Origin of the sequence: Aquimarina sp. AU474, from assembly GCF_900312815.1 — a bacterium.
Lineage (GTDB): Bacteria > Bacteroidota > Bacteroidia > Flavobacteriales > Flavobacteriaceae > Aquimarina.
In genome coordinates this window covers 743,549-767,448 of sequence record NZ_OMPE01000009.1, presented here as the reverse complement: position 1 = coordinate 767,448, position 23,900 = coordinate 743,549, and the positions used below count along the sequence as shown (strand labels likewise).

Here is a 23,900-nt window from a genome sequence, read left to right as displayed (position 1 = left end):
CAGTTTTTGTTTGTTAAATCAGGCAGGGGTATATATTACTCTTGCCTGTTTTATATTCTAATAAGTACTTTACCATTTGAAACGATCCAAAAAAGAATTGTTCATAAGTCAAAAAAACACAACAGAAACAACAATTAGAGACAGAAAAATATGTTAACAACCTATTTTTTAACGAAAGAAATGTATTTTTACCAATAGCATGCTATTTTTATGCATGTTAAACACACTAAAAAGTAAGTTTTTTAGTTATCACACTTATAAATTATCTCATTTGGGACGAAAAATATCACAGATTACGCTTGTATTGCTTTTGGCAATCGTAGGATTTGCATGTTCTCGTAAGAAGGACAAATTTGTGAATCGAAACTGGCATGATGTTACAACAAAGAATAACACCTTATATAATGGCCGAGTTGCTTACGATAAAGGCCAACAAGAACTTATAGATTCTTATAATGATAATTTCTGGGAATTACTCCCTATAGAAAGAATGATTGTAAGTGAGGATGTAAGACTGCCAAGCGAAGTTCTTAATCAAAATTTTGATAAAGCCGAGGAAAAAGCCGTAAAGGCTATCCAAAAGCATAGTATGCTTATCGATGGAAAAGAGCGAAATCCTAAAATAGATGAAGCGTTCTTGTTACTTGGAAAATCAAGATATTTTGAGCAACGATTTATTCCTGCATTAGAAGCCTTTAATTACATCCTTTATAAATACCCTACGAGTAATACGATTAATCACGCCAAAGTTTGGCGAGCCAAAGCAAATCTTAGATTAGATTATAATGAAAAGGCTATCGAGGATTTAAACCGAATGATTGAGCAAGAGTATATGAAACCACAAGATTATGCAGATGCGTTGGCTATGGTAGCACAAGCATATGTAAACCTGGAAGAAAAAGACTCGGCAATTTCGTATATCAATAAGGCTGCAATTCATACTAAGAAATTTGAAGAAAAAGGACGTTACTTATATATCAAAGGACAATTATTAAATCAATTAAGTTACAAAGACAGTGCGAACTATGCTTTTGATCAAGTTATTGATCTTAATAGACGAACGCCTAGACGTTACTTGATGAATGCTCATATGGCTAAGGCAAGAAACTTTGATTATGAAACTGGAAACAGAGAAGAGTTTTTAGAATTACTTACCGATCTTGAAGAAAATAGAGAAAACAGACCTTTTTTGGATAAAATATACAATCAAAAAGCGGTATACTTTAAAACATTAGATTCTATCGATTTAGCGGTAGCATATTATAATAAGTCGTTACGTACAGACTCTCCTGATAAATACTTAGAGTCCCTTAATTATTATACATTAGGAGATATTAATTTTGATAGAAAAGAATATGCAACTTCTGGTAAATATTATGACAGCACATTACAACGTATGATTGTAGATTCAAAAAGATACAGAGTGCTTAAAAAGAAGCGTGATAATCTTGATGATGTAATTTTGTATGAAGGGATAGCAAAAACTAATGATAGTATTCTTACCGTTGTAGCCATGTCTCCATCAGAAAGAATAGCTTATTATTCTGAATATACAGATCGTATCAAAGCCAAAGCTATTGAGGCTGAGAAATTGGCAGAGGTAGAAAGAATAAAAAGTCAATTACCAGTAGAACAAAGGTATCAACAGCAAGCTACGGGAATAAACCGAAACACTATAAGTGGTCCAAACCCTGGAGATAAGTTTTATTTCTACAATCAGACTACGGTGGCTTATGGTAAAACTGCTTTTAAAAGAACTTTTGGAAATAGAGAGCTACAGGATAACTGGAGAGTTTCTAGTATTTCTAATCCAGGTGCCGTTTCTGCTGATGTGCAAGAGAAGCAAGAAGAGTATTCTATAGATACAGATCCAACGTTTGATCCGCAAACTTATATTGCTCAATTGCCTACAGAAGAGAGTACATTAGATAGTCTAAAAACGGATCGTAACTTTGCATATTATCAACTAGGGGTAATCTATAAAGAGAAATTCCTAGAATATGAATTGGCTGTGGATAAATTTGAAAACTTACTTCAAAACGATCCTGAAGAACGGTTGATTATTCCGTCAAAATATAATTTATATAAAATCTACTTGGCGCAAGGAAATGTAACAAGATCTAATGAGCTAAAAAGGGATATCATTAATAACCATGGAGAATCGAGGTATGCCAAGATTCTTCAAAATCCTGAAAACGCTTTAGAGGATGATAAAAATAGTCCAGAATCTATGTATAACAGGTTATACAAAGATTTTCAAAATCAAAAATATGCTGAAGTCATAAGACGAAGTGACGAACTCATAACGAAATTTGGAGGCGACGATAACTTTTTACCAAAGTTTGAGTTGTTAAAAGCACAAGCCATAGGTCGCTATAGAGGTTTTGAGCCATATAAGGAAGCATTAAATTATGTATCCCTTAACTATCCGCAAAGTCCCGAAGGAAAGAAAGCTCAAATCATGTATCGTATTACTATCCCTCAAGTAGAAAATGATATGTTTATAAATGATCTAGATGGCAAGGAAAATCATAAGTTAATCTACGCATTTTCGACACTCGGGAATAATCAAGCAGTTGGATTAAAAGAAGATTTGCAACAAATTATTAAGGAGCTTAAATATGAGAAAATGAAAGTTTCTTTGGATATATATAATAAAGACCAACAATTTGTAGTTGTACATACACGAAGAAGCCGAGTTGAGGCAGAAGGATTGGCAGAGTTATTATCAATTGGTAAAACTGAAGATACTCGTGGTGTAGATTTGACAAAATGGAATAGAAGAAAGAAATATTACAAGAAAGTAGAAGCCGATTATTTTACAATAGCTTCAGCTAATTACAGAATACTTCAGATTCATAAAAATTTGGAGAATTATGATAAAGAATACGTAATAGAAGAAACAGAATAATAACTTAATTCCCCCTTAATCATTAATTATGTTTTCAGACAATAAAAAAGGAAGAGACCAAGGCAATATGGCCGACTTCTCTCGCAATCAAAACAAAATCTCAGAAGGAACCAAAATCGTTGGTGATATTGTTTCTGAAGGAGGATTTAGAATCGAAGGTACCATAGAGGGTACGTTTAAAACTACGGGTAAAGTAGTTGTTGGAAAATCTGGTTTTATACAAGGAACATTAGAGTGTTCTGATGCCGATTTTGAAGGTAAATTTTCAGGAAATCTTGTGGTTTCTAATACACTTTCTTTAAAACCTACCGCTCATATTGAAGGAGAGGTTTCTGTTGGTAAGTTAGCAGTAGAGCCTGGGGCAAACTTTAATGCTTCCTGTTCTATGAAAGGTGGTGTGAAATCATTGAGTAAACCAACAAGTAGTGAGTCAAAACAACCACAACCAGCGCAACAAGGACAAGGGAAATCAGCTTAGAAAATACGCTGCTCTTTCGGGTATAGCTTTCCAAATGGGAGCTACTATCTTTATCTGTGCCTATATCGGAAAAAAACTTGATACGTATTACCAACTAGAAAAACGATGGTTTACCATGGTGTTTGTTCTTTTTGGGGTCACGGCTTCTATTTATGTGGTCATTAAACAATTAAATCGTATAAATAAATCCGATAACTAATTAAGGGGATTATCGCACATAAGTTGCCAAGTAAAAAGTAATAATGCTTAAGGATTTATTTCGTTTTCTATTCATTTTTGCCATCATTATAATCGGCGCGTACAGTCTTCATGTTTGGATTTTAAATGCCTTTTCTTTGAACGGTAATATGAAAGTAATACACCTCTCTTATATCTTTAATGGAATATTTACACTCTTATTTACTTCAGGAATTGTTTTAGTGAGTAAAAAGTTTAAAGATCAAGTTGGTTTTATTTTTATGGCTGGTAGTTTGTTTAAAATAGGAGTCTTCATAGCCATAACAAAATTGAATAATCTGGAAATCGATAAAAATGTCTTTCTTGATTTTTTTGTAGCCTACCTAATTTGTTTGATCTTAGAGGTTTACTATGTGTCAAGAATTCTTAATTCTGTAAAATACTGATTAACAGTTAATTAAATTCTGTTAAATAATCTCGAACTTATTTAAGCAAAATAGTTTAAGAATCTAACTTAATTATGTACATTTGCACCGAAATTTAGGAACCGAAATTTTCCGTAAAAATGCAAAAACGTACTGTAGTTAAAATTTTATTGATTTTTACACTGGTTTTTACCACTTCAAATCTATTCGCAAAAGAAACTGAGAAAGAAGGAAAAGGAGACTTAAAAACGGAGATAAAGGAATTTATCGACCATCACCTTCAGGATTCTCATGATTTTACATTATTTTCTGATAAAGAAACAGGAAAACATTATGGATTTCCTTTACCTGTAATCCTTTGGGATAACGGATTAAAATTCTTTTCATCTTCTAAATTTCATCATGGTGAGACAGTTGCCGAAGTAGACGGTAACTATTATAAGCTATATCATAGTAAGATATATAAAACTGATGCCGAGGGAACTATCAATTATGATGAAGACCATCATGCTACCAATGCAAAACCGTTAAATTTTTCGATAACCAAAAATGTAGTAAGTATGCTATTGATTGGTTTGTTGATGTTTTTTATGTTTAGTGGTCTTGCCAAATCATATAAAAAGAATAATGGTATACCAACAGGTATGGGTCGTTTCTTAGAGCCACTTGTGCTTTTTGTTAGAGACGAAATAGCTATTCCAAATATTGGTGAAAAGAAATACAAGAAATACATGAGCTTTTTGCTTACAGTCTTTTTCTTTGTGTGGTTTTTAAACCTATTAGGAATGACTCCTCTAGCGGTAAACGTTACTGGTAATATTGCCGTAACATTTGGTTTAGCATTACTAACGTTTTTGATCACCAATTTTACAGCCAATAAAAATTATTGGGGTCACATTTTTTGGATGCCAGGTGTACCTACATTTATGAAAATTGTTTTAGCGCCAATAGAATTATTGGGAGTATTTATCAAACCATTTTCATTAATGATTCGTTTGTACGCAAACATGACTGCAGGTCACGTAGTAATAATGAGTATCATAGGTATGATGTTCTTATTTAAAAGTTGGATCGGTAGTCCTTTATCATTTGGTTTATCATTTGCATTATCAATATTAGAGTTGTTGGTAGCTGCATTACAAGCATATATATTTACGATGTTGTCTGCGCTTTATTTTGGTTCAGCCAATGAGGAGGCACATCATTAAAACGATAATTATAATTGTTTAATTTTTTTAATTCTTTACTATGGAAGGTTTAAATTATGTAGGAGCTGGTTTGATTGTTATCGGTGCTGGTTTAGGTATTGGTAGAATCGGTGGACAAGCGATGGAAGCTATCGCACGTCAGCCAGAAGCTTCAGGAAAGATCCAAACTGCTATGCTTATTGCAGCAGCACTTATTGAAGGTATTGGATTTGCTGCTTTATTTGCAGCTTAATTTACAAACAACAGCTATAACGGTTGGTTATAGCTGTTGTTCTAAATTTTTTAAAATTAGACACTAAAAGAATAATATAATTACTAATGGATAAGTTAATAAATGATTTTTCGTTTGGTCTGTTTTTCTGGCAGATTTTACTTTTTGTGGGTTTACTTTTATTATTAAGAAAATTCGCTTGGAAACCTATTCTTGAAGCGGTTAATAATCGTGAAGAAGGAATCAAAAATGCATTAGAGTCTGCAGAGGCTGCTAGAAAAGAAATGCAAAATCTTCAAGCAGATAATGAGCGTATTTTAAATGAAGCTAGAGCAGAACGTGATGGAATGTTGAAAGAAGCTAGACAGCTTAAAGAAAATATGATTTCTGATGCTAAGAATGAAGCTCAAGCTGAAGCAGATAAGATTGTTGCCCAAGCACAAGCTACAATCGAAAGTGAGAAGAAAGCTGCGATAGCTGATTTAAAAAATCAGGTAGCAGGATTATCCGTAGAGATTGCAGAAAAAGTAGTAAGAAAAGAATTATCTAACAAGGACAAACAATTAGAATTGGTTGAGTCTATGTTGGGAGATGTTACTTTAAACTAATCATAACATGAGTAGAGCAGCAATACGTTATGCAAAGGCAGTTTTGAGTTTAGCTCAAGATAAAAAAGCCACTGAGGATGTTCAGAAGGATATGCAAAGCATTATCGCTACTGTTGAAGATAGCGCAGAGCTTAGAATGGTATTGAGTAGCCCTTTGATCAAAAGCGAAGTGAAGTTAGCTTCTCTACGTGAGATTTTTAAAGGCACTGGTGAGATTACCCAAAAATTGTTTGATACTTTAGTGCAGAACAAAAGAGTAGATTTGTTGGCTAATGTAGCTAAACAGTATATTATTTTGTTTGATCAATTAAACAATACGCAAGTAGCAAAAGTGACTACTGCAGTACCATTGGATAAAGCATTAAGCGAAAAAGTATTAGCAAAAGTTAAAGAACTTACGGGTAATGAGGCTACTATAGAAAATGTAATCGATGAAAATATCATTGGTGGATTTATTCTTAGAGTAGGTGATTTGCAATATAATGCTAGTATTGCTAATAAGCTTACCAATTTAAAAAGAGAATTAAGTAATTAATATAAATTAATAATAAGGGAATGAGAATTTTATCTCATTCTTCTAAATTACTATAAAATGGCAGAAGTGAATCCTGCTGAAGTATCAGCAATATTAAAACAACAATTATCTGGATTTGAAGCATCGGCTTCATTAGAAGAGGTAGGGACAGTATTACAGGTAGGTGATGGTATCGCACGTGTATATGGATTGTCTAATGCTCAATACGGAGAATTAGTACAGTTCGAATCTGGTTTAGAAGGTATCGTACTTAACCTTGAGGAAGATAATGTTGGGGTAGTACTTTTAGGTTCTTCTATAGAAGTTAAAGAAGGTGCTACTGTAAAGCGTACACAACGTATTGCCTCTATTAATGTTGGAGAAGGAATCGTAGGTCGTGTTGTGGACACTCTAGGTAACCCAATCGATGGTAAAGGACCAATCGAAGGTGAAACTTTTGAAATGCCATTAGAGCGTAAAGCTCCTGGTGTAGTTTTCCGTCAGCCGGTAAACGAACCACTTCAAACAGGGATCAAGTCTATTGATGCAATGGTACCAATCGGACGAGGACAGCGTGAATTAGTAATCGGTGACCGTCAAACAGGTAAGACAACAGTTTGTATCGATACGATCCTTAATCAAAAAGAGTTTTATGATGCTGGTGAGCCAGTGTTCTGTATATATGTAGCCATTGGGCAAAAAGCATCTACAGTAGCATTGATCGCTAAAGTATTAGAAGACAAAGGAGCAATGGCCTACACAACTATTGTAGCAGCCAATGCATCTGATCCTGCTCCAATGCAGGTTTATGCTCCATTTGCTGGTGCAGCAATTGGTGAGTATTTCCGTGATACTGGTCGTCCTGCTTTGATTATTTATGATGATTTATCTAAGCAAGCGGTTGCCTATCGTGAGGTATCATTATTATTACGTCGTCCACCGGGTCGTGAAGCGTATCCTGGAGATGTATTTTACCTTCACTCAAGATTGTTAGAGCGTTCTGCAAAAGTAATTGCCGATGATAGTATTGCTAAGGATATGAATGACCTTCCTGATTCTTTAAAAGACAAAGTAAAAGGAGGAGGTTCACTAACAGCTTTACCTATTATCGAAACGCAAGCAGGTGATGTTTCGGCATATATCCCAACTAACGTAATTTCGATTACTGATGGTCAGATATTCCTAACTTCAGATTTATTTAACTCTGGTGTACGTCCAGCGATTAACGTAGGTATTTCTGTATCTCGTGTTGGAGGATCGGCTCAGATTAAATCAATGAAAAAGGTTGCAGGTACATTAAAACTGGATCAAGCACAGTTTCGTGAATTAGAAGCTTTTGCTAAGTTTGGTTCTGATCTTGATGCGGCTACTTTAAATGTTATTGAAAAAGGAAAGCGTAACGTTGAGATCCTTAAACAAGCACAAAATGATCCATACACCGTAGAAGATCAGATTGCGATCATCTATGCTGGTTCTAAAAACTTGTTAAGAGATGTTCCGGTAAACAAAATAAAAGAATTCGAAAGTGATTTTATAGAGTATCTTAATGCTAAGCATAGAGATATATTAAACACTTTGAAAGCAGGAAAACTTACTGATGAAGTTACTGATGTATTGATCTCGGCATGTAAAGAGATCTCTGCAAAATATAAGGCATAATTAAACGCTAAGTCAGAATTTATAATTATAAGAAATGGCGAATCTAAAAGAATTACGTAGTAGAATTACCTCAGTGTCTTCAACGATGCAAATTACCAGTGCCATGAAAATGGTATCGGCTGCAAAATTGAATAAGGCACAGATGGCAATTACTGCAATGCGTCCTTATGCAGATAAACTTACTGAGTTATTACAAAACTTAAGTGCTTCTCTTGAAGGAGATAGTGCTAGTGTGTATGCAGAGCAGCGCGAAGTAAATAAAGTATTGGTTGTAGCGATTGCTTCTAATCGTGGTTTGGCCGGTGCTTTTAATTCTAATATCATCAAAGCAGTAAGAAATTTGTATGATGGTGTGTATGCTGGGAAACAAGTAGATTTTGTTACTATCGGTAAGAAAGTTAATGATATAGTTTCTAAAACGCATACGGTCATTGCAAATAAAAGTGAGGTGTATGATGATCTTACATTTGCTAATGTTGCAGAGATCGCTGAAGAGTTAATGCAAGTGTTTACTAATGGCTCGTATGATAAAATTGTTGTTGTATATAACAAGTTTAAGAATGCGGCTACGCAAGAAGTTACTACAGAACAATTTTTACCTATAGTACCTATAGAAAACGCAACATCTACTTCTAATGTAGATTATATTTTTGAGCCTTCTAAAGAAGAGATTGTAGAACAATTGATTCCAAAATCTCTAAAAACGCAATTGTATAAGGCATTACGTGACTCATTTGCTTCAGAGCATGGTGCACGTATGACTGCAATGCACAAGGCTACAGATAATGCTACAGAATTAAGAGATGCTCTTAAATTATCTTATAACAAAGCAAGACAAGCTGCTATTACCAATGAAATCTTAGAAATTGTTGGTGGTGCCGAAGCTTTAAATAACTAAGAATTTCTTTCTTAAAATATATGAACCTCATAAGGAAACTTATGAGGTTTTATTATATAACCAATTTAATTAAACATTTTGGCTTTTAGATCTTTGTAGCGGGTTCTACCAATTGGCAGTAATTCTTCATTACTTAATTCGGCAAAATATTTACTCCCCGAATTGATTTTTATACTCTTTATTATAGTAATTTTTACAAGATAAGATTTATGGATTCTTGTAAATTCTTCTGGTAGTAACTGTTCTAGTTTTTCTAGAGACTTATCGTGTAAATAAGTGTTACCATTAGATAAAACGAGCTCTGTGTACATGCCTGCTCCTTTGATGTAGATAACGTTTTCGATATTAATCAGTTGTACTTCTCCGCGTTTTTTAATCGCTAAGAATTTGATGTTTTTTGCAGTGAGACTTTCTTTATTAAGTACTCGATTAAAAGCAAGATTCAATCGCTCTTTGTTAAAAGGTTTAGGAACAAAATCTAAAACTCCATATTCAAAGGCCATCAAGGCTTGTTCTTTGTATGCCGATATGATAATCGTATGAAACGACTCTGAAACGGTGTTTTTAAGTAGATCAAATCCATTATCTCCATTAAGATTAAGGTCTAGTAGAACAAGGTCGATTTCGTTGTTTTTAATGTGTTCAATACCGTTTTGAAGAGATTCGAGATGGGTTATTTGGTTAAGCGTATTTAAAAAGAACTCGCGAGTCATTCGCAAAATTCTTTTGGCAATTCTTGATTCGTCTTCAATTATTAAAATGTTCATAGTTTACTGATGTATCGTAATAATATTAGTCCATCCATTATTGTCTTTTTTAGAATCGAAAGACCACTTTTCTCCATAACTTTCAGTTAATCGCGCTTTTACATATTTGTTTCCTGTGCCATCTTTTATAATTTTATCAGGATGTCTAATAATAGCAATAGTTTGAAGAATATAGGTAATGCTTTTTGAAGTAGACCGTTGTGTTAATTTAAAATCAATCTCATTACTGCTATTGGGCATGCAGTGGGTGATGCCATTTTCTATTAGTGTATGAAATACTGCAGGAGGAATTTTACAAGTTTGGTCTATACCTTCTTGATGCCAAGAATAAGTAATTTCTTTTCTGTATTTCATGATGTTTAAAAAGCTTTTGCATAGCTGTATTTCTTGAGAAATAGGTATTAGCTTTTTGTCTTCAATTTGATTTAAAATATTAAATTCTTCGGCCAATGCCTCAATAAAACGTATACCCATACTAGGTGATTCTTCTACCCAATCTATTAATGAGGTTAGTGTATTCATTAAAAAATGAGGTTGGATTTTTTTCTTTAATAATTCATGTTTTAATCGGGTGGTTTGTACCAGGGAATAGGCATATGCTTCACGTTGTTTTTTTAGTTGCAGCGCAAGAATATAAAACATGCAAAGCAAGAGCAAAGTAAAACTTAAAATCAAAAACATATCGTATTCCAGAAAATTATAAAACAACACATTGACTAGTAGGGTTACAAAAACAGCAATTGTATTGGCTTCTTTTCTTAATACTGCATTAGCCACAATAATTGCCGAAACAACCCACATACTTATTACTAATAATTTGGTGGTATAATCATAGCTGCCTCTGTTTAAAAAATAAATAAACAATAATAAAACGAAGTATAACCCTATTAAAATTTTCCGTTTGGGAAAAGAAAACTGTATTGAGAAATATAAAGGGATTAAAAAGGAAATTAAAAAAGTGAGAATACCAATAATTTCTAAACGCACAAAAAAATTGCTATAATGAATTGGGATATAAAATTTTATGTATTCAATAATGATTAATAGAAAGAATAAAAAGGAACAGAAACTAAATAAAAGGACCGAGAGAGATTTCTGATTAGTGAAAAAGAGAATAAAAAAATAGATTGCAGTTAGAAAAAAAGCTCCTGCAAGAACGTAGGTGAAAGAAGTTAATATAAGCGGCACTTGTATTAAATTCTTGTAGCTAGAAACAACGATACCATATCCTCGATCATGATCCTGATGATAGTATTGAGATGCCCGTAAGGCCAAAAGATGATTTCCTTTTTTGCTTAAAGAATCAGGTATAATAAAAGAGCGATCTACTTCGCCTATTTTATTGGTGGTATATTCTTGCCCTGGGATACCGTTGGTACCGATAAGTACATCATCCCAATACACTTCGTGAGCGCCAAACGAATATATAAGCACTCCTTGCGGTTCATAAGGTTTAGGATCTTTCGATAATACCACATTCATTCGTACCCAAAAAATACTATCTCCAGGATTCCCTCTTTTTGTTGACCAATTACTGTCATCGATATTCTTTTTTGACCAACTATTATCATCGCCAATTTTATATCTGGTTATAGGAGTTTGTGCAGAGTACTCATCTTCACAAGAGATAATGAGCAAAACGGCAAAAATGAAAAGCAGTTTTTTTAATAATTGAAATACCATTTTAAAAATGAATCTATAATTCAAGGCTAAGTTAGGGTAAAATATGAGTTCATAGTTGCAGTTCGAATAGTCACAGAGCAGTTGACAAAAAAACACCATTAAGGACACAAATTAAATGCGAATTTGTGCTTAAATCAATTTACGAACTAAAAACGTTATTATTATGAAAACACTGAAAATAATGCTGTTGATATTCATTTTCACCTTTGGTAATTATGATTTCGAAGTCAATGCTCAAAGCAGTAATAAAGAACAACCTCTTGGATTTGAGGCCTTAAAAGAAGAGATTAGAAAACAGATGAAAAGCCATAATTTACATGGATTAAGTGTGGCTGTTTTTGAAGATTACAAAGTTATTTGGACGAACGAGTGGGGTATAAAAGCCGCAAATTCTGATGAAAAAATAGAGAGTGAAACGGCATTTTCTACTGCCTCGACATCCAAGGCGATAGTATCAATACTTTGTGGGATATTAGAAGAGAAAGGATTAATAGATTTAAACAGTCCTATTAATACGTATTTACAAAGATGGAAACTTCCTAAAAGTGATTTGGTAGATGCAAATACACTTAATTGGTTACATTTTTTATCACACACAGCCGGAACCACCCAAAGTGGCTTTGCAGACTTTTACGAAGGTGATAAAATTCCTACGATTGTGCAGAGTTTAAAAGGAGAATTGCTTCCAAGATATAACCGAGAGATCGAATTTATTTTTACACCAGGAACCGATTGGGAATATAGTGGGGGAGGTTATGTGATTATTCAAATGGCATTAGAAGATCATTTTAAAAAACCATTAGCAGATCTAATAAAAGAACATGTTTTTGATCCATTGGGGTTAAAAAACACTACTATGAAACAACCCAATGAATCAGGGTTTCTTAAAAATGTGGCCAAAGTGCATAATGCCAAAGGGGAAATTATCAAAACAGGACTTCCTATTACTCCACAAGTTGCACCGTCTGGTATGTGGTCTACTCCGTACGATTTGTCTTTAATTGCTATCGAGATGCAAAATGCATTGCGCAATAAAAATAACACACTCATATCAAATAAAGTGGCCAAAAAGATAACAGATGTGGTAAGCCTTAAAAAAGCAGGTGGATGGAGTGCCGGTTGGCATAGATCTTATGGAATAGCCAATCGTGATTGGTTTGCTCATGGAGGGTCCAATACAGGAGTTGGCGGTGAGTATATGGCAACGATGAAAGGCGGTAATGGGATAGCAATACTTGCCAATGGAGATAAACCAAACAGAATACCAGTAATGAATTTTTTAAGAAATGAAATTATTCATCTGAGAGGTTGGGAAGCAAGGATAGATCCATCTTTAATAAAGAGAACTTCAAAGACTTTCGTATCTGCAATTCAAGGAGCATATTTAGACTTTTTATATGGTGCTCCTGGGATTAATAAAATTTATGAAGAAAACGGAAAACTGTTTATGAGTTCTCAATCATTTAAACATTTGGTGGGGCGTAAAAATTGTGAAATGTTTTATGTTGGGAAAAATACATTTAGGATTGATCAATATCCAAATTATGTGAAATTTGATTTAGACGCTAATAATGAATTGAAAGAAATTATTATTTACAGAGATAAATCAATGAAAAACGCGATTATAATCAAAAAAGAAGAGGTTAGGAACCATAAAACCGCACTCGTAAATGCGTTTTCGCAATATGATATGAATATTGCTATAAAGGAATATAGAAAAATTAAAGAAGAAGCTCCTAGTTTAAATTTTGAGCAGATTTTTAATGAATTTGGCTATATGTTTTATATCGAGAATGATATAAACAAGGCTATCAAAATCCTTGAATTTAATAGTAAAGAACACCCTACATCGTTTAATACATATGATAGTTTGGGAGAAATCTATGAGCTATCGGGTGCAATTAAAAAATCGATAGAAAACTATAAAAAGGCAGGTGTGCTTAACAAATCCGGAGAGTATAAAGATAGAGTAAAGCAAAAGATATTAGATTTAGAAAAGATGGTCAAATAAGATGTTAAAAGCAAAACCTCAAGGTGTATCCAAAGATGTAAAGTGCTCTAGTAGTACATCTTTGGATTGCTTTTTTATAGAGACCACATGTTTAAATTATATAGGTTTGAGTATACTCACATAATTCCATTTTCTATCTTTGTATTATATTGGCATTAATTTTGTCTTTATACATAAAAAGATAAACTCTCAAGGCAATGATTTTAAAAACAATACTTATCAATACCGTAGCATTACTTGTATTATTAACTTTTACGCAATGCGCTACTAGTAAAAAAATTGAAGATATAGCACCAGTGAAAATTGAAAACCCATATTTTGAAACGTGGAATTCTGAAAATGAAAATGGTCTCACGATATATATACCGGTTGAAGAAACTACTACTTTAATACTAGAACATGCATATTTTAGACAGAAAAAAATAACACTTACAAAAGAAGAGGGACAATCGGTTTATATAGGCAAATATACTTATCCAAAAGGGAGTAAAGATTTGGTGATGAGTAGTGATCCGAAAGAAGAATATGGAAACGAATTGCCCGTAGGCATCGAAAGGATACCTTTTAGAATAAAAGACAATGAATGTGTCATAAGTTATACGAAAGAAGGTGTGAAAGGACATTTTAAAATTAATAATATTCCCAAGAAAAAAAGCTAATATAATTAGAGTTAGTGATGGTGATAAAAAATTGTATTTTTACAATTATATTTAGGATTACCAATTGAGCATATTTCAAAAGTTATTTAAACAAACCTTTATTTATGGACTGGCAACCGTTCTTCCTCGGATGTTGTCTTTCCTTTTGGTAATTGTACACACCAAATACCTTGATGGCCCCGTTTCTTATGGTAGAGTTACCATTTTGTTTTCATGGATTATTGTGTTTAATGTGGTTTTGGCATATGGAATGGAAACCTCTTTTTTCAGATTTTTAAATCTAGATAAATACAAGAATAAAGTTACGAGTACTGCAGCGATATCAATACTTGTTTCTACCTTGTTATTTGGTGTTTTATCTTTTGTGGGACAGGATGTAATAGCCAGCTTGATTGGTATTGAAAAAGAATTTCTTACCTATGTTATTCTGATTTTAGTTTTGGATGCATTAGTTATTATACCTTTTGCAAATTTAAGAGCTCAAGAACGACCAATACGATACTCTGTCGTTAAAATTACTAATGTAATTGTTTACGCATTTCTCAATGTATTCTTTCTTATTTTTTTACCAAGTCTTTCAAAAGAGATACATTGGTTAGAGGCATTATATATTAAGAATTTTGAAGTACAATATATATTTATTTCTCTAGTGGTAGCAAGTGGTGTTACTTTATTATTAATGACCCCTTTTTACTTTAAGATTAAATATAACTTTGATAAGGAGTTATGGAAAAAGCTGATGATATACGGCACGCCTATCCTAATTTCGGGATTAGCATTTGCAATCAATGAGCATTTTGATAAAATATTGTTAGAATGGATGGTAGGGGGAGACCAAGGTTTATTTGACTCAGGCGCCTATGGAGCTTGTTATAAATTAGCACTTTTTATGACGCTGTTTGCTACTGCATTTAGAATGGGTATAGAACCTTTCTTTTTTAGCCATGCAAAAGAAAAAGAAGCTCCCAAAACATATGCAACAATTACTCAATATTTTGTGATTTTTGGATCTGTAATTTTAATCGGAGTCATTACTTTTGCCGATTTTTTAAAAGAAACCATGATTCCTAATCCGCAATATTGGGGAGCAATGGTTGTAGTTCCTATCATTTTACTGGCAAATCTTTGTTTGGGGATCTATCACAATTTATCGGTATGGTATAAAATTACGGATCGCACTAGATTTGGAGCCTATATTTCGGTTGTAGGTGCAGTTATAACTTTAGTCCTTAACTTCGTGTTAATACCTATATATAGTTATTTAGGATCTGCGATAGCTACGCTGATTGCATATGGTGCGATGATGTTATTATCGTGGTATTTTGGAAGAAAGTATTATCCTATTCCGTACAATCTTAAAAAAATAGGAATGTATCTTTTGTTATCGATTAGTTTTTCAATTATTTCCTTTTATATTTTTGATGGCAATTATTTGATTTCTATCCCATTATTAGTAGTGTTTTTAGTAATTTTGTACGCCTCTGAAAGAAAAGAATTAAAACAAATTTTAAAAAAATAAACCCCTTTTAAGGGAAGTAGGACTTTATATATCTATGCAAATAAACATCATCAATAGGTCTGCTCATGATCTACCGCATTACGAAACTATTGCTTCGGCAGGAATGGATCTTAGAGCTAATATACAAGAACCAATCACACTAGCACCTCTCGGTCGAGCGATTGTGAAAACAGGACTTTTTATAGAATTACCTGTTGGTTTTGAAGCCCAAGTAAGACCGCGTAGTGGACTGGCAGCAAAAAAAGGAATCACTGTACTAAATGCACCAGGAACTATTGATGCCGATTATAGAGGAGAGATAGGTGTTATATTGGTAAACTTATCGAATGATGATTTTGTTATTGAAAATGGAGAAAGAGTAGCCCAGTTAGTGATAGCAAAACATGAACGTGCTGAATGGATTGAGGTAACAGAGTTATCTGAAACATCAAGAGGAGCAGGTGGATTTGGAAGCACAGGAGTGAAGTAAAAATCTAAAATAATAAACCCTTTGGGGAAAAATAAAAAATCAATCAAGACAAAAAAATAAAAAAACACATGAAAATCATTGTACCTATGGCAGGACGAGGTTCTAGATTAAGACCTCATACACTTACAGTTCCTAAACCCTTAATCCCGGTTGCAGGAAAACCAATTGTACATAGACTAGTATCTGATATAGCTAGGGTTTTAGGGGAGCCTATTGAAGAAATTGCTTTTGTGTTGGGCGATCCAGCTTTTTTTGGAGATGATGTGGTAACTAGCCTAACCGAATTGGCTGAAGGATTAGGAGCAAAGGCATCTATCTATAGACAAGATGAACCTTTGGGTACAGGTCATGCAATTATGTGTGCAAAAGATTCATTGTCTGGCCCTGCTGTAATTGCATATGCAGATACTTTGATCCGAGCAGACTTTAATCTAGATAAAGATGCAGATTCTGTGATTTGGGTAAAGCAAGTTGAGCAACCTGAAGCGTATGGTGTAGTAAAACTTAATGATAAAAATCAAATTACAGAATTAGTTGAAAAACCGGCGCAGTTTGTTTCAGATTTAGCTGTGATAGGAATCTATTATTTTAAAGATGTTAGTGTGTTAAAAAACGAACTTCAATACGTCTTGGATCATAATATTATAAATGGAGGAGAATACCAGATTAATGACGGTATTAAAAGAATGATGGCAGATGGAAAGGTTTTTGTAACAGGAAAAGTTGATGAATGGATGGACTGTGGAAACAAAAACGTTACAGTAGAGACTAATTCTAGAATGCTAGGTTTTTTGCATAAAGATGACGAAAAGTTAGTAAGTAATTCAGTTACTCAAGAAAACTCCAAGGTAATAGAACCTTGTTACATAGGCGAGAATGTAGTCATTAAAAACTCTACAGTTGGCCCTAATGTATCGCTAGGAGAGGGATGTGTTGTAGAAAATACAGCTATCAAAAATAGCCTGGTTCAGACTAAATCTATTATAAAAAACGCTACCTTAGACAATGCTATGATAGGTAATAATGCTATTTATGACGGAAACTTCAAAACGGTAAGTATTGGAGACTACTCTGTTTTGGAATAATTTGTGATGCAATAAGAATACTTTAAATAAGTTTTATGGTTAAAAGTTGGAGATATATATTCTTGTGTTTATCCCTTGGGATGGGTAATACTATTGCCTTTTCTCAAGATATAGAACCAAAACAAGAAGTAAATATCGATGACTTAGGGAATGTATCAGATGAGTTTCAAGAGAACTTTTTTGAGGCGTTAAAACAAAAGGCAATTACCAACTATGATAAGGCGATAACGGCTTTGCAAAAGTGTGTAGAAATTGATCCTAAGCCTACTTACTTGTACCTAGAATTGGGAAAGAATTATTTGGAGCTAAAAGTATACGATAGAGCCGAAATTAATTTGAAAAAAGTATTAAAGGAAAAACCTAATGACAGGCATGTTTTAGAGCTTTTGTATGAAGTGTATTTTAAAGATAATAAATTCAAAGAGTCTGTAGAAGTTGTTGAAAAATTGGTGACTTTTAATTCTATGTTTAAAGAGCAATTAGCAAATCTGTATTTTCTCGAAAAACGTTATGATGATGCTTTAAGAGTAATAGACGAGTTAAACGAGGAGTATGGCGTAGATGCTTATCGAAATCGGTTACGAAAAAGGATTGCTTCAAAGATTACCAACCCTAATAATCAAATCTCAATATTAGAAAAAAAGATTAAGGATAATCCTAAAGTAGAACAAAACTATTTTAACTTAATTTACCTATATAGCCAGAGCAATCAAAATGATAAAGCCTACAAAACGGCCAAATCATTATTAGGAAAAATACCAAAATCAGAGTTGGTGCATCTGGCACTATACAAGTTTTATCTCGAGGATGATGATATCAAAAAGGCTATTAACTCGATGAAAATAGCATTGAAAAGCAATAAAATTGATACAGAATCCAAGTATAAAGTAGTTAATGATTTTTTACAGTTTATTAATAATAATCCTCAATACGAATCTGAGCTTACGGAAGTAATGGATTTACTTTCGGGTAAAGAAAGCAATGCAAAGGTGTTTACCGAGTTGGGTCATTTTTATTATAAAAAAGATCAAAAGGAACAGGCGCTTAATTTTTATGAAAGAGGGATTAAGGCTAATGCTAATGATTTTAGATTATTAAAGAGAATTTTATTATTGCAATTGGATTTGAAACGATATCAAAAATCCGAAACCGGAAGTGAACTGGCCATAGAAATGTATCCAGCTCAACCTATTTTCTATTTGGTAAACGGAGTCTCTCTTATCAATCAAGAAAAATCTGAAAAAGCAATCGAAATTCTTACTTCTGGAATAGATTATGTAATTGACGATACTAAAATGGAGTCCGATTTTTATAAACAAATTAGCGAGGCGTATCACCAACTTGGAGATACCACAAAAGCTACAGAATATTTGCAAAAAGCAATTCAACTTCAGAAAAAATCATAACTGTTTAATGAAGAAAGTATTTTACCTATTATGTTTTTCTTTGATGTTCCTGTATTCTTGTAAAGGTACCAAAGCAGTAAGTACCTCGGGAATCAAAAAACTAAGCGCAGAAAAAGTTATTTCTAATCACTATAACCAATCATTTAATTTTAAAACCCTTAATGCAAGGATTAAGGTAAAATATGATGATGGTAAGAAATCTTTTAGCCCAAATGCAACCATAAGATTTGAGAAAGACAAAACGATTTGGGTAAGTGTAAAAATGTTAGGAATTACGCTGGCAAAAGCATTAATTACACCAGAAAAGGTAAGTTATTACGAGAAAATTAATAGCACTTATTTTGAAGGAGATTTTAAACTGCTAAGCGAGTGGTTGGGTACAGAACTTGATTTTGATAAAGTACAGCAAATGCTACTTGGTGAAGCATTATTTAACCTTAGAGAGGATAAATATAAATCTAGTATTAGTAAGCAAGGTTATCAACTCAAACCTAAGACCGAATTAGCACTGTTTGAGCGCTTATTTTTTGTGCATCCTGGTACCTTCAAAATGATCGAACAACAACTTAAACAACCTTTAGAAAATAGAAATCTTACTATTAAATACCTGAGTTATCAAAAGGTAGGTAATCAAGATTTTCCTAAGAAAATTAGTATAGAGGCGTTTCAAGCAGACGATAAAACTGCAATTGATGTAGAATATAGAGTAGTGGACTACAATCCTAAGGTAAGTTTTCCGTTTAAAATACCATCAGGCTATAAGGAAGTTGTTATTAAATGAGAATACTGCAAGTTACATATCTAATAGGATTGCTTTTGTTGAGCACACCTATGTTCTCTCAAAGCGCAAAACAACAACAACTTGAAGAAGAGCGACAACGTCTTAGACAAGAGATAGAACAAATGAAACAATTACGAGCTGATAACAAGCTCAAAGAACGTTCTCTACTTGATGAAGTCGAAGCCATTAATTCTCAAATTAGTACGCGTCGAAATCTTATAAAAATTACAAATCAACAAGCTAATTTACTTACTCGAGAGATTAACACCAATCTCAAAAAAATAGATGTTTACCGAGAAGAATTAAAAGTGCTTAAGCAAGACTATGCAAAAATGGTGGCAAAATCCTACAAGAGTAAATCTCACCAGAGTAGAATTATGTTTTTGTTGTCATCATCTAATTTTGCTCAGGCGTATAAGCGATTGCAGTATATGAAACAGTATAATGAACATCGCAAAGAACAAGCCGATAGGATAGAGGGTAACACTATTGAATTACAGAAACTAAATAGAAATTTATCTACTCAAAAAGAAGATAAAGAAACACTGGTTACCGAAAATCGAGATGCACAACAAAAATTAAAAGAAGAGAAGAAGGAGCAAAAGATCTTAATGGCTTCTATTCGAAAAAAGCAGGGAACCTATACCAAACAAATTAAACAAAAAGAACAGCAAGCCAGTGCGATCGACAAGGCTATTGAGAAACTGATTAGAGAAGCAATTGCCAAAGCCAACAAAAAAGCAGGTAAAAAGGTATCCAAAAAAGGTTCTGTTGCCACATTTGCATTAACGGCTGAAGCTAAAATATTGGCAGATAATTTTACAGCAAATAAAGGAAAACTACCTTGGCCGGTGGGCACAGGTCGTTTAACCCGAAAATTTGGTAGACAACCGCACCCAACACTGCCAAATATAATGATAAATGCAAGCGGTGTCGAAATTGAAACGAGAGCGGGAGAGCGTGCTCGAGCAATTTTTGAAGGAGAAGTAATCGCGATTCAAAAATTAAAAGGAGCTGGTCGTCTTGTGCAAATTAGGCATGGTAATTATATCACTACTTATTATAATGTTGAGAATATATCAGTAAAAGAAGGACAAAAAGTAACGACCAAACAATCTATAGGCGAGGTACGAACCAATCCAACTACAGGTCGTGCCGTGATGAAATTTTTAATTTATCAAAATACCAAGAAGTTAAACCCACAAAGCTGGATTTATAGGATGTAAAAATCTGGTGTAACTACCTAAAACAGGAGATCTGCAAATTCGTGAACCGAAGATAGACGAAAACGTAAAAATATAACGAGCATAAGGATCAACCCTACAAGAGTAATAAATACCGACACATTAATTTTCCTTCTTGCTTTCATTCTTAACGAACGTTTGTTTGTTGTTATCAATATATAGAAAAACAACTAAAATAAGTCCCGTTTTTTTTAACTTTAGGAAAGTTTTAAGTAAATATAACTTTATACAAATAACGCCTTTAATTCGGTTGCATCATTTGGTTTCATTTTACCTGCAAGTACCAAGCTAAGTTGTTTACGACGAAGAGCTGCATCAAATCGCTGTTTATCCAAATCTGTTTCTGGTTTGATAGGGGGGACAGCCACTGGATTTCCGGTTTCATTTACAGCTACAAACGTATATATGGCTTCATTAGCTTTGGTTTTATCACCACTCTGGCGGTCTTCTACCCAAACATCAATAATAACCTCCATAGATGAGGTAAACGCTCTAGATACTTTTGCCTCTACGGTTACAACACTACCTAATGGTATAGCTCTATTAAAAGCTACGTGATTTACAGAAGCGGTAACTACAATTCTTCTCGAATGCCTTCCTGCCGAAATTCCTGCCGCGCGGTCCATACGAGCAAGTAGTTCTCCTCCAAAAAGATTATTCAAAGGATTTGTTTCTCCAGGTAATACAAGATCGGTAAGAATAGTACGCGATTCTGAAGGATATCGAGCTTCCATATAATGCTAATTTTTTGGCAAAGATAATCACGCAGAGATAACTTTCACTATTAGGTTGAATAAAAGTGTATTAAGCTAAAAACGTTGAGTTGCGAATTTATATAGGTTTTAACCAAAAAAAGACAATGACATAACAGAACATTACTAGATGCTAAAAGAACCACAGTAATTGGATACTTTCTTTGAAAGAAAAATTTTAAAGAATTATTATTCTTGAATCAATAACCAAGCCTTAGGACTTTGTTCTTTTTTAATTTTACGAAGTATTTGTATGGCTTCTAATCTATTATCAAAACTTTGATATGCTACTTGGTGAAGTCCATATTTATTAATTCCAATAAGTTGAGCGTCAAATCCTTGTTTTTGCAATGATTGTACTTTTTTATTCGCATTGGAAGCAATTCTAAATGCACCAGCAACAATATGATATTTTCCTGATGTACTAGTAGTTTGTATAGATTCAGTAGTGTCTGTGCCTTCTTTTAAAATATTAAGATTGATTGCAGGAAGCGGATTAGCTATTTCAAAGGTAGCTTCTTGTATCGTGTTTTCGATTTCAAGATTAGCTTTTTTCCACTCTTTACTATTATAGGTTATAGTATTGTCGCTAATTTGTTTTAATCCAAAAAAGCCACCAACACCTAATACAATAGCAACTGCAGCAGCATATTGCAAATATGGTCTTTCTGCACGTTTTTCTGGAGTAAAAGTAAGCGGTGCAACTTCCTCGATAGCTTCAACTTCTTCTTTATAGATTTCTCGTTGTGTTTGTACTTCGCGGTGTATTGCAGGCGAAGCGAAACTGTTTAATCCAAAAGCTTCAATAAGATAGTTTACTTCTTGCGAAGGTTCGAATTGTAAAGTATTTTCTAAAGATGTGAAAAAGGAACCGATACCCTCTAATTCTAAACGTTTGCCATGAGCCATTTTATCATTTAATGATAAAACATAACGTTGTATTTTGGCTACAGCATCTGTATATGATATATTCTCAGCAGTTGCAACATAATTAGCCAATAAACCATCATTATTTTGTAACTGACGATTAAAAGAAATTAATTTTTTAGGAGGAAAAAACGAATTTGTAGATTCTTGAATAGTGGCCGGTTGACGCCTGGTTAAAAATGCACCAAAACCAGGTAAGATTACACATTCATATCTGTATAGTAATTCGCTTATGTATTTTGCTGTGTTGTTCATTGCCCCCTTCTAGAATATACTGTTTTTAACGTGAGTCGTTTGTATACTCAAAGGTAAAAAAAAATGAAAGTCGTATAAACTATAATCTACGAATTTATTAACAGTTTCTATTTTTTTTGTTTCTTGTATTGATATTCAAATTATTACATGATCCATAATAACCTTATTGCTTTACTTACCCTTAAAAAAGTACCAAACCTAGGGGATAGTTCTATCAAAAAATTAATTCGAGAAGTAGGTTCTGCAGAAGGCGTATTAGCCGAAAAAGTGAATAACCTTCTAAAAATTGACGGTATAGGAACTATAAAAATCAAGGAGCTTCATAATCCCGAGCATCGTAGGATGGCCGAAAACGAATTGCGATTTATTGAAGATAATAATGTTAATTATACCGTGTATGATCAAGACAATTATCCCGATAAATTAAGGCATTGTATAGATGGTCCAGTGTTACTTTTTAGTAGAGGGAATATTGACCTAAAACATAAGAAGATATTAAGTATTGTAGGCACAAGAAAAGTAACTAGTTATGGGGTGAAGTTTTGTGAAGAATTAATCGAGGCTCTTGCTCCAATACACCCAATTATTGTATCGGGTTTTGCCTACGGGGTAGATATAACTGCGCATAGGGCAGCCGTAAAACATAATTTACAAACCGTAGGATGTTTGGCACATGGGCTTAATCAAATATATCCCAAGGCTCATGCAAAATACATTGATCAGGTTGAGGAAAATGGTGGTTTTTTTACAGACTTTTGGAGTACCGATACTTTTGATCGTAAAAATTTCTTAGGCCGTAATCGCATTATTGCAGGACTTAGTGAGGCCACTGTAGTTATTGAGAGTGCTGATAAAGGAGGGTCACTGGTGACTGCCGATATCGCTAATTCTTATAATCGTGATGTATTTGCAGTACCTGGTCGGGCAAATGACCCGTTGAGTAAAGGGTGTAATATGCTAATCAAAACACAACGCGCTCATATGCTCACTAGTGCAGCAGATTTGATTTATATGCTTAATTGGGAGTTAGAAGAAAAACAACAACCTGTTGTACAAAAACAATTGTTTATAGAATTAGAAGGAAATGAAAAGAAAATCTATAATTTTTTGAATAAAAACGGAAAAGAACTATTAGATGTTATAGCATTACAATGTGATATACCAACATTTAAAGTAGCTTCAGTATTACTAAATATGGAACTGAAAGGAGTAATTAAACCACTACCTGGTAAACTATTTGAGGTAATTTGAAA

The 23,900-nt window shown here is 33.5% G+C and carries 23 protein-coding genes; 19 read left to right on the top strand and 4 right to left on the bottom strand.

Features of this window, described 5'->3' with window-relative positions; translation table 11 throughout:
* The first annotated feature begins 271 nt into the window (after window positions 1-271).
* From DK508_RS16980 to atpG, 10 genes are all read left to right on the top strand, one after another.
* Complete coding sequence (locus DK508_RS16980; protein ID WP_160114769.1) at window positions 272-2,911, top strand: lipopolysaccharide assembly protein LapB; 2,640 nt, start codon at window positions 272-274, stop codon at window positions 2,909-2,911.
* 28 nt (window positions 2,912-2,939) lie between these two features.
* Window positions 2,940-3,389 carry a polymer-forming cytoskeletal protein gene (locus tag DK508_RS16975; protein WP_109301982.1) on the top strand — a complete coding sequence of 150 codons (450 nt, stop codon included), beginning with the start codon at window positions 2,940-2,942 and terminating at the stop codon, window positions 3,387-3,389.
* Window positions 3,337-3,588 carry an AtpZ/AtpI family protein gene (locus tag DK508_RS16970; protein WP_235016428.1) on the top strand — a complete coding sequence of 84 codons (252 nt, stop codon included), beginning with the start codon at window positions 3,337-3,339 and terminating at the stop codon, window positions 3,586-3,588. The genes DK508_RS16975 and DK508_RS16970 overlap by 53 nt, the downstream gene beginning before the upstream one ends.
* A gap of 43 nt (window positions 3,589-3,631) precedes the next feature.
* Window positions 3,632-4,012, top strand: coding sequence for a hypothetical protein (locus DK508_RS16965; protein WP_109301980.1), 381 nt, complete (start codon window positions 3,632-3,634; stop codon window positions 4,010-4,012).
* Between the two features lie 119 nt (window positions 4,013-4,131).
* Entirely contained in the window at window positions 4,132-5,199 is a 1,068-nt protein-coding gene (atpB, locus tag DK508_RS16960; RefSeq protein ID WP_109301979.1) for a F0F1 ATP synthase subunit A, read from the top strand.
* 40 nt (window positions 5,200-5,239) lie between these two features.
* Window positions 5,240-5,431: an ATP synthase F0 subunit C gene (gene atpE, locus DK508_RS16955; protein ID WP_027394417.1), complete on the top strand. Its 192-nt coding sequence runs from the start codon at window positions 5,240-5,242 to the stop codon at window positions 5,429-5,431.
* Between the two features lie 86 nt (window positions 5,432-5,517).
* Window positions 5,518-6,018 carry a F0F1 ATP synthase subunit B gene (locus DK508_RS16950; RefSeq protein ID WP_109301978.1) on the top strand — a complete coding sequence of 167 codons (501 nt, stop codon included), beginning with the start codon at window positions 5,518-5,520 and terminating at the stop codon, window positions 6,016-6,018.
* 7 nt (window positions 6,019-6,025) lie between these two features.
* On the top strand, window positions 6,026-6,553 hold the full coding sequence (atpH, locus tag DK508_RS16945) for an ATP synthase F1 subunit delta (RefSeq protein ID WP_109301977.1): 528 nt from the start codon (window positions 6,026-6,028) through the stop codon (window positions 6,551-6,553).
* Window positions 6,554-6,610: 57 nt separating this feature from the next.
* A complete protein-coding gene (gene atpA, locus DK508_RS16940; protein WP_109301976.1) occupies window positions 6,611-8,191 on the top strand; it encodes a F0F1 ATP synthase subunit alpha in 1,581 nt (526 codons plus the stop codon).
* A 34-nt stretch (window positions 8,192-8,225) separates the two neighbouring features.
* Window positions 8,226-9,089, top strand: coding sequence for an ATP synthase F1 subunit gamma (atpG, locus tag DK508_RS16935; RefSeq protein ID WP_109301975.1), 864 nt, complete (start codon window positions 8,226-8,228; stop codon window positions 9,087-9,089).
* Window positions 9,090-9,154: 65 nt separating this feature from the next.
* Here the strand turns inward: atpG and DK508_RS16930 are convergent, their stop codons facing one another.
* Together DK508_RS16930 and DK508_RS16925 are read right to left on the bottom strand one after the other, a co-directional pair.
* Window positions 9,155-9,856, bottom strand: a complete 702-nt coding sequence (locus DK508_RS16930) for a LytTR family DNA-binding domain-containing protein (RefSeq protein WP_109301974.1) — start codon at window positions 9,854-9,856, stop codon at window positions 9,155-9,157.
* Between the two features lie 3 nt (window positions 9,857-9,859).
* A complete protein-coding gene (locus DK508_RS16925) occupies window positions 9,860-11,539 on the bottom strand; it encodes a histidine kinase (protein ID WP_160114767.1) in 1,680 nt (559 codons plus the stop codon).
* A gap of 163 nt (window positions 11,540-11,702) precedes the next feature.
* Between DK508_RS16925 and DK508_RS16920 the strand changes: the two genes are divergently transcribed.
* The 8 genes from DK508_RS16920 (at window position 11,703) to DK508_RS16885 (ending at window position 20,695) form a co-directional block, all read left to right on the top strand.
* Window positions 11,703-13,550, top strand: a complete 1,848-nt coding sequence (locus DK508_RS16920) for a serine hydrolase (protein WP_109301972.1) — start codon at window positions 11,703-11,705, stop codon at window positions 13,548-13,550.
* 197 nt (window positions 13,551-13,747) lie between these two features.
* The gene (locus DK508_RS16915) at window positions 13,748-14,209 is read left to right on the top strand and encodes a hypothetical protein (RefSeq protein ID WP_109301971.1); all 462 of its coding nucleotides are present in this window, start codon (window positions 13,748-13,750) and stop codon (window positions 14,207-14,209) included.
* A 64-nt stretch (window positions 14,210-14,273) separates the two neighbouring features.
* Window positions 14,274-15,728: a polysaccharide biosynthesis C-terminal domain-containing protein gene (locus DK508_RS16910; RefSeq protein WP_109301970.1), complete on the top strand. Its 1,455-nt coding sequence runs from the start codon at window positions 14,274-14,276 to the stop codon at window positions 15,726-15,728.
* 34 nt (window positions 15,729-15,762) lie between these two features.
* A complete protein-coding gene (gene dut / locus DK508_RS16905) occupies window positions 15,763-16,197 on the top strand; it encodes a dUTP diphosphatase (protein ID WP_109301969.1) in 435 nt (144 codons plus the stop codon).
* Between the two features lie 68 nt (window positions 16,198-16,265).
* The gene (locus tag DK508_RS16900) at window positions 16,266-17,282 is read left to right on the top strand and encodes a sugar phosphate nucleotidyltransferase (protein WP_109301968.1); all 1,017 of its coding nucleotides are present in this window, start codon (window positions 16,266-16,268) and stop codon (window positions 17,280-17,282) included.
* Window positions 17,283-17,317: 35 nt separating this feature from the next.
* Window positions 17,318-18,688, top strand: a complete 1,371-nt coding sequence (locus DK508_RS16895; protein WP_109301967.1) for a lipopolysaccharide assembly protein LapB — start codon at window positions 17,318-17,320, stop codon at window positions 18,686-18,688.
* 7 nt (window positions 18,689-18,695) lie between these two features.
* Window positions 18,696-19,469 (top strand): DUF4292 domain-containing protein, encoded by a 774-nt coding sequence (locus DK508_RS16890; RefSeq protein ID WP_109301966.1) that lies wholly within the window; start codon window positions 18,696-18,698, stop codon window positions 19,467-19,469.
* Window positions 19,466-20,695: a murein hydrolase activator EnvC gene (locus DK508_RS16885; RefSeq protein WP_109301965.1), complete on the top strand. Its 1,230-nt coding sequence runs from the start codon at window positions 19,466-19,468 to the stop codon at window positions 20,693-20,695. Before DK508_RS16890 ends, DK508_RS16885 begins: the two co-directional genes overlap by 4 nt.
* Window positions 20,696-20,937: 242 nt before the next feature.
* On the opposite strand, the gene DK508_RS16880 is transcribed toward DK508_RS16885, so the two are convergent.
* Both DK508_RS16880 and DK508_RS16875 read right to left on the bottom strand, forming a co-directional pair.
* Window positions 20,938-21,447, bottom strand: coding sequence for an acyl-CoA thioesterase (locus tag DK508_RS16880; protein WP_109301964.1), 510 nt, complete (start codon window positions 21,445-21,447; stop codon window positions 20,938-20,940).
* 207 nt (window positions 21,448-21,654) lie between these two features.
* Window positions 21,655-22,647: an SPOR domain-containing protein gene (locus DK508_RS16875; RefSeq protein WP_109301963.1), complete on the bottom strand. Its 993-nt coding sequence runs from the start codon at window positions 22,645-22,647 to the stop codon at window positions 21,655-21,657.
* A 147-nt stretch (window positions 22,648-22,794) separates the two neighbouring features.
* Between DK508_RS16875 and dprA the strand changes: the two genes are divergently transcribed.
* On the top strand, window positions 22,795-23,898 hold the full coding sequence (dprA, locus tag DK508_RS16870) for a DNA-processing protein DprA (RefSeq protein WP_109301962.1): 1,104 nt from the start codon (window positions 22,795-22,797) through the stop codon (window positions 23,896-23,898).
* Window positions 23,899-23,900 lie beyond the last annotated feature (2 nt).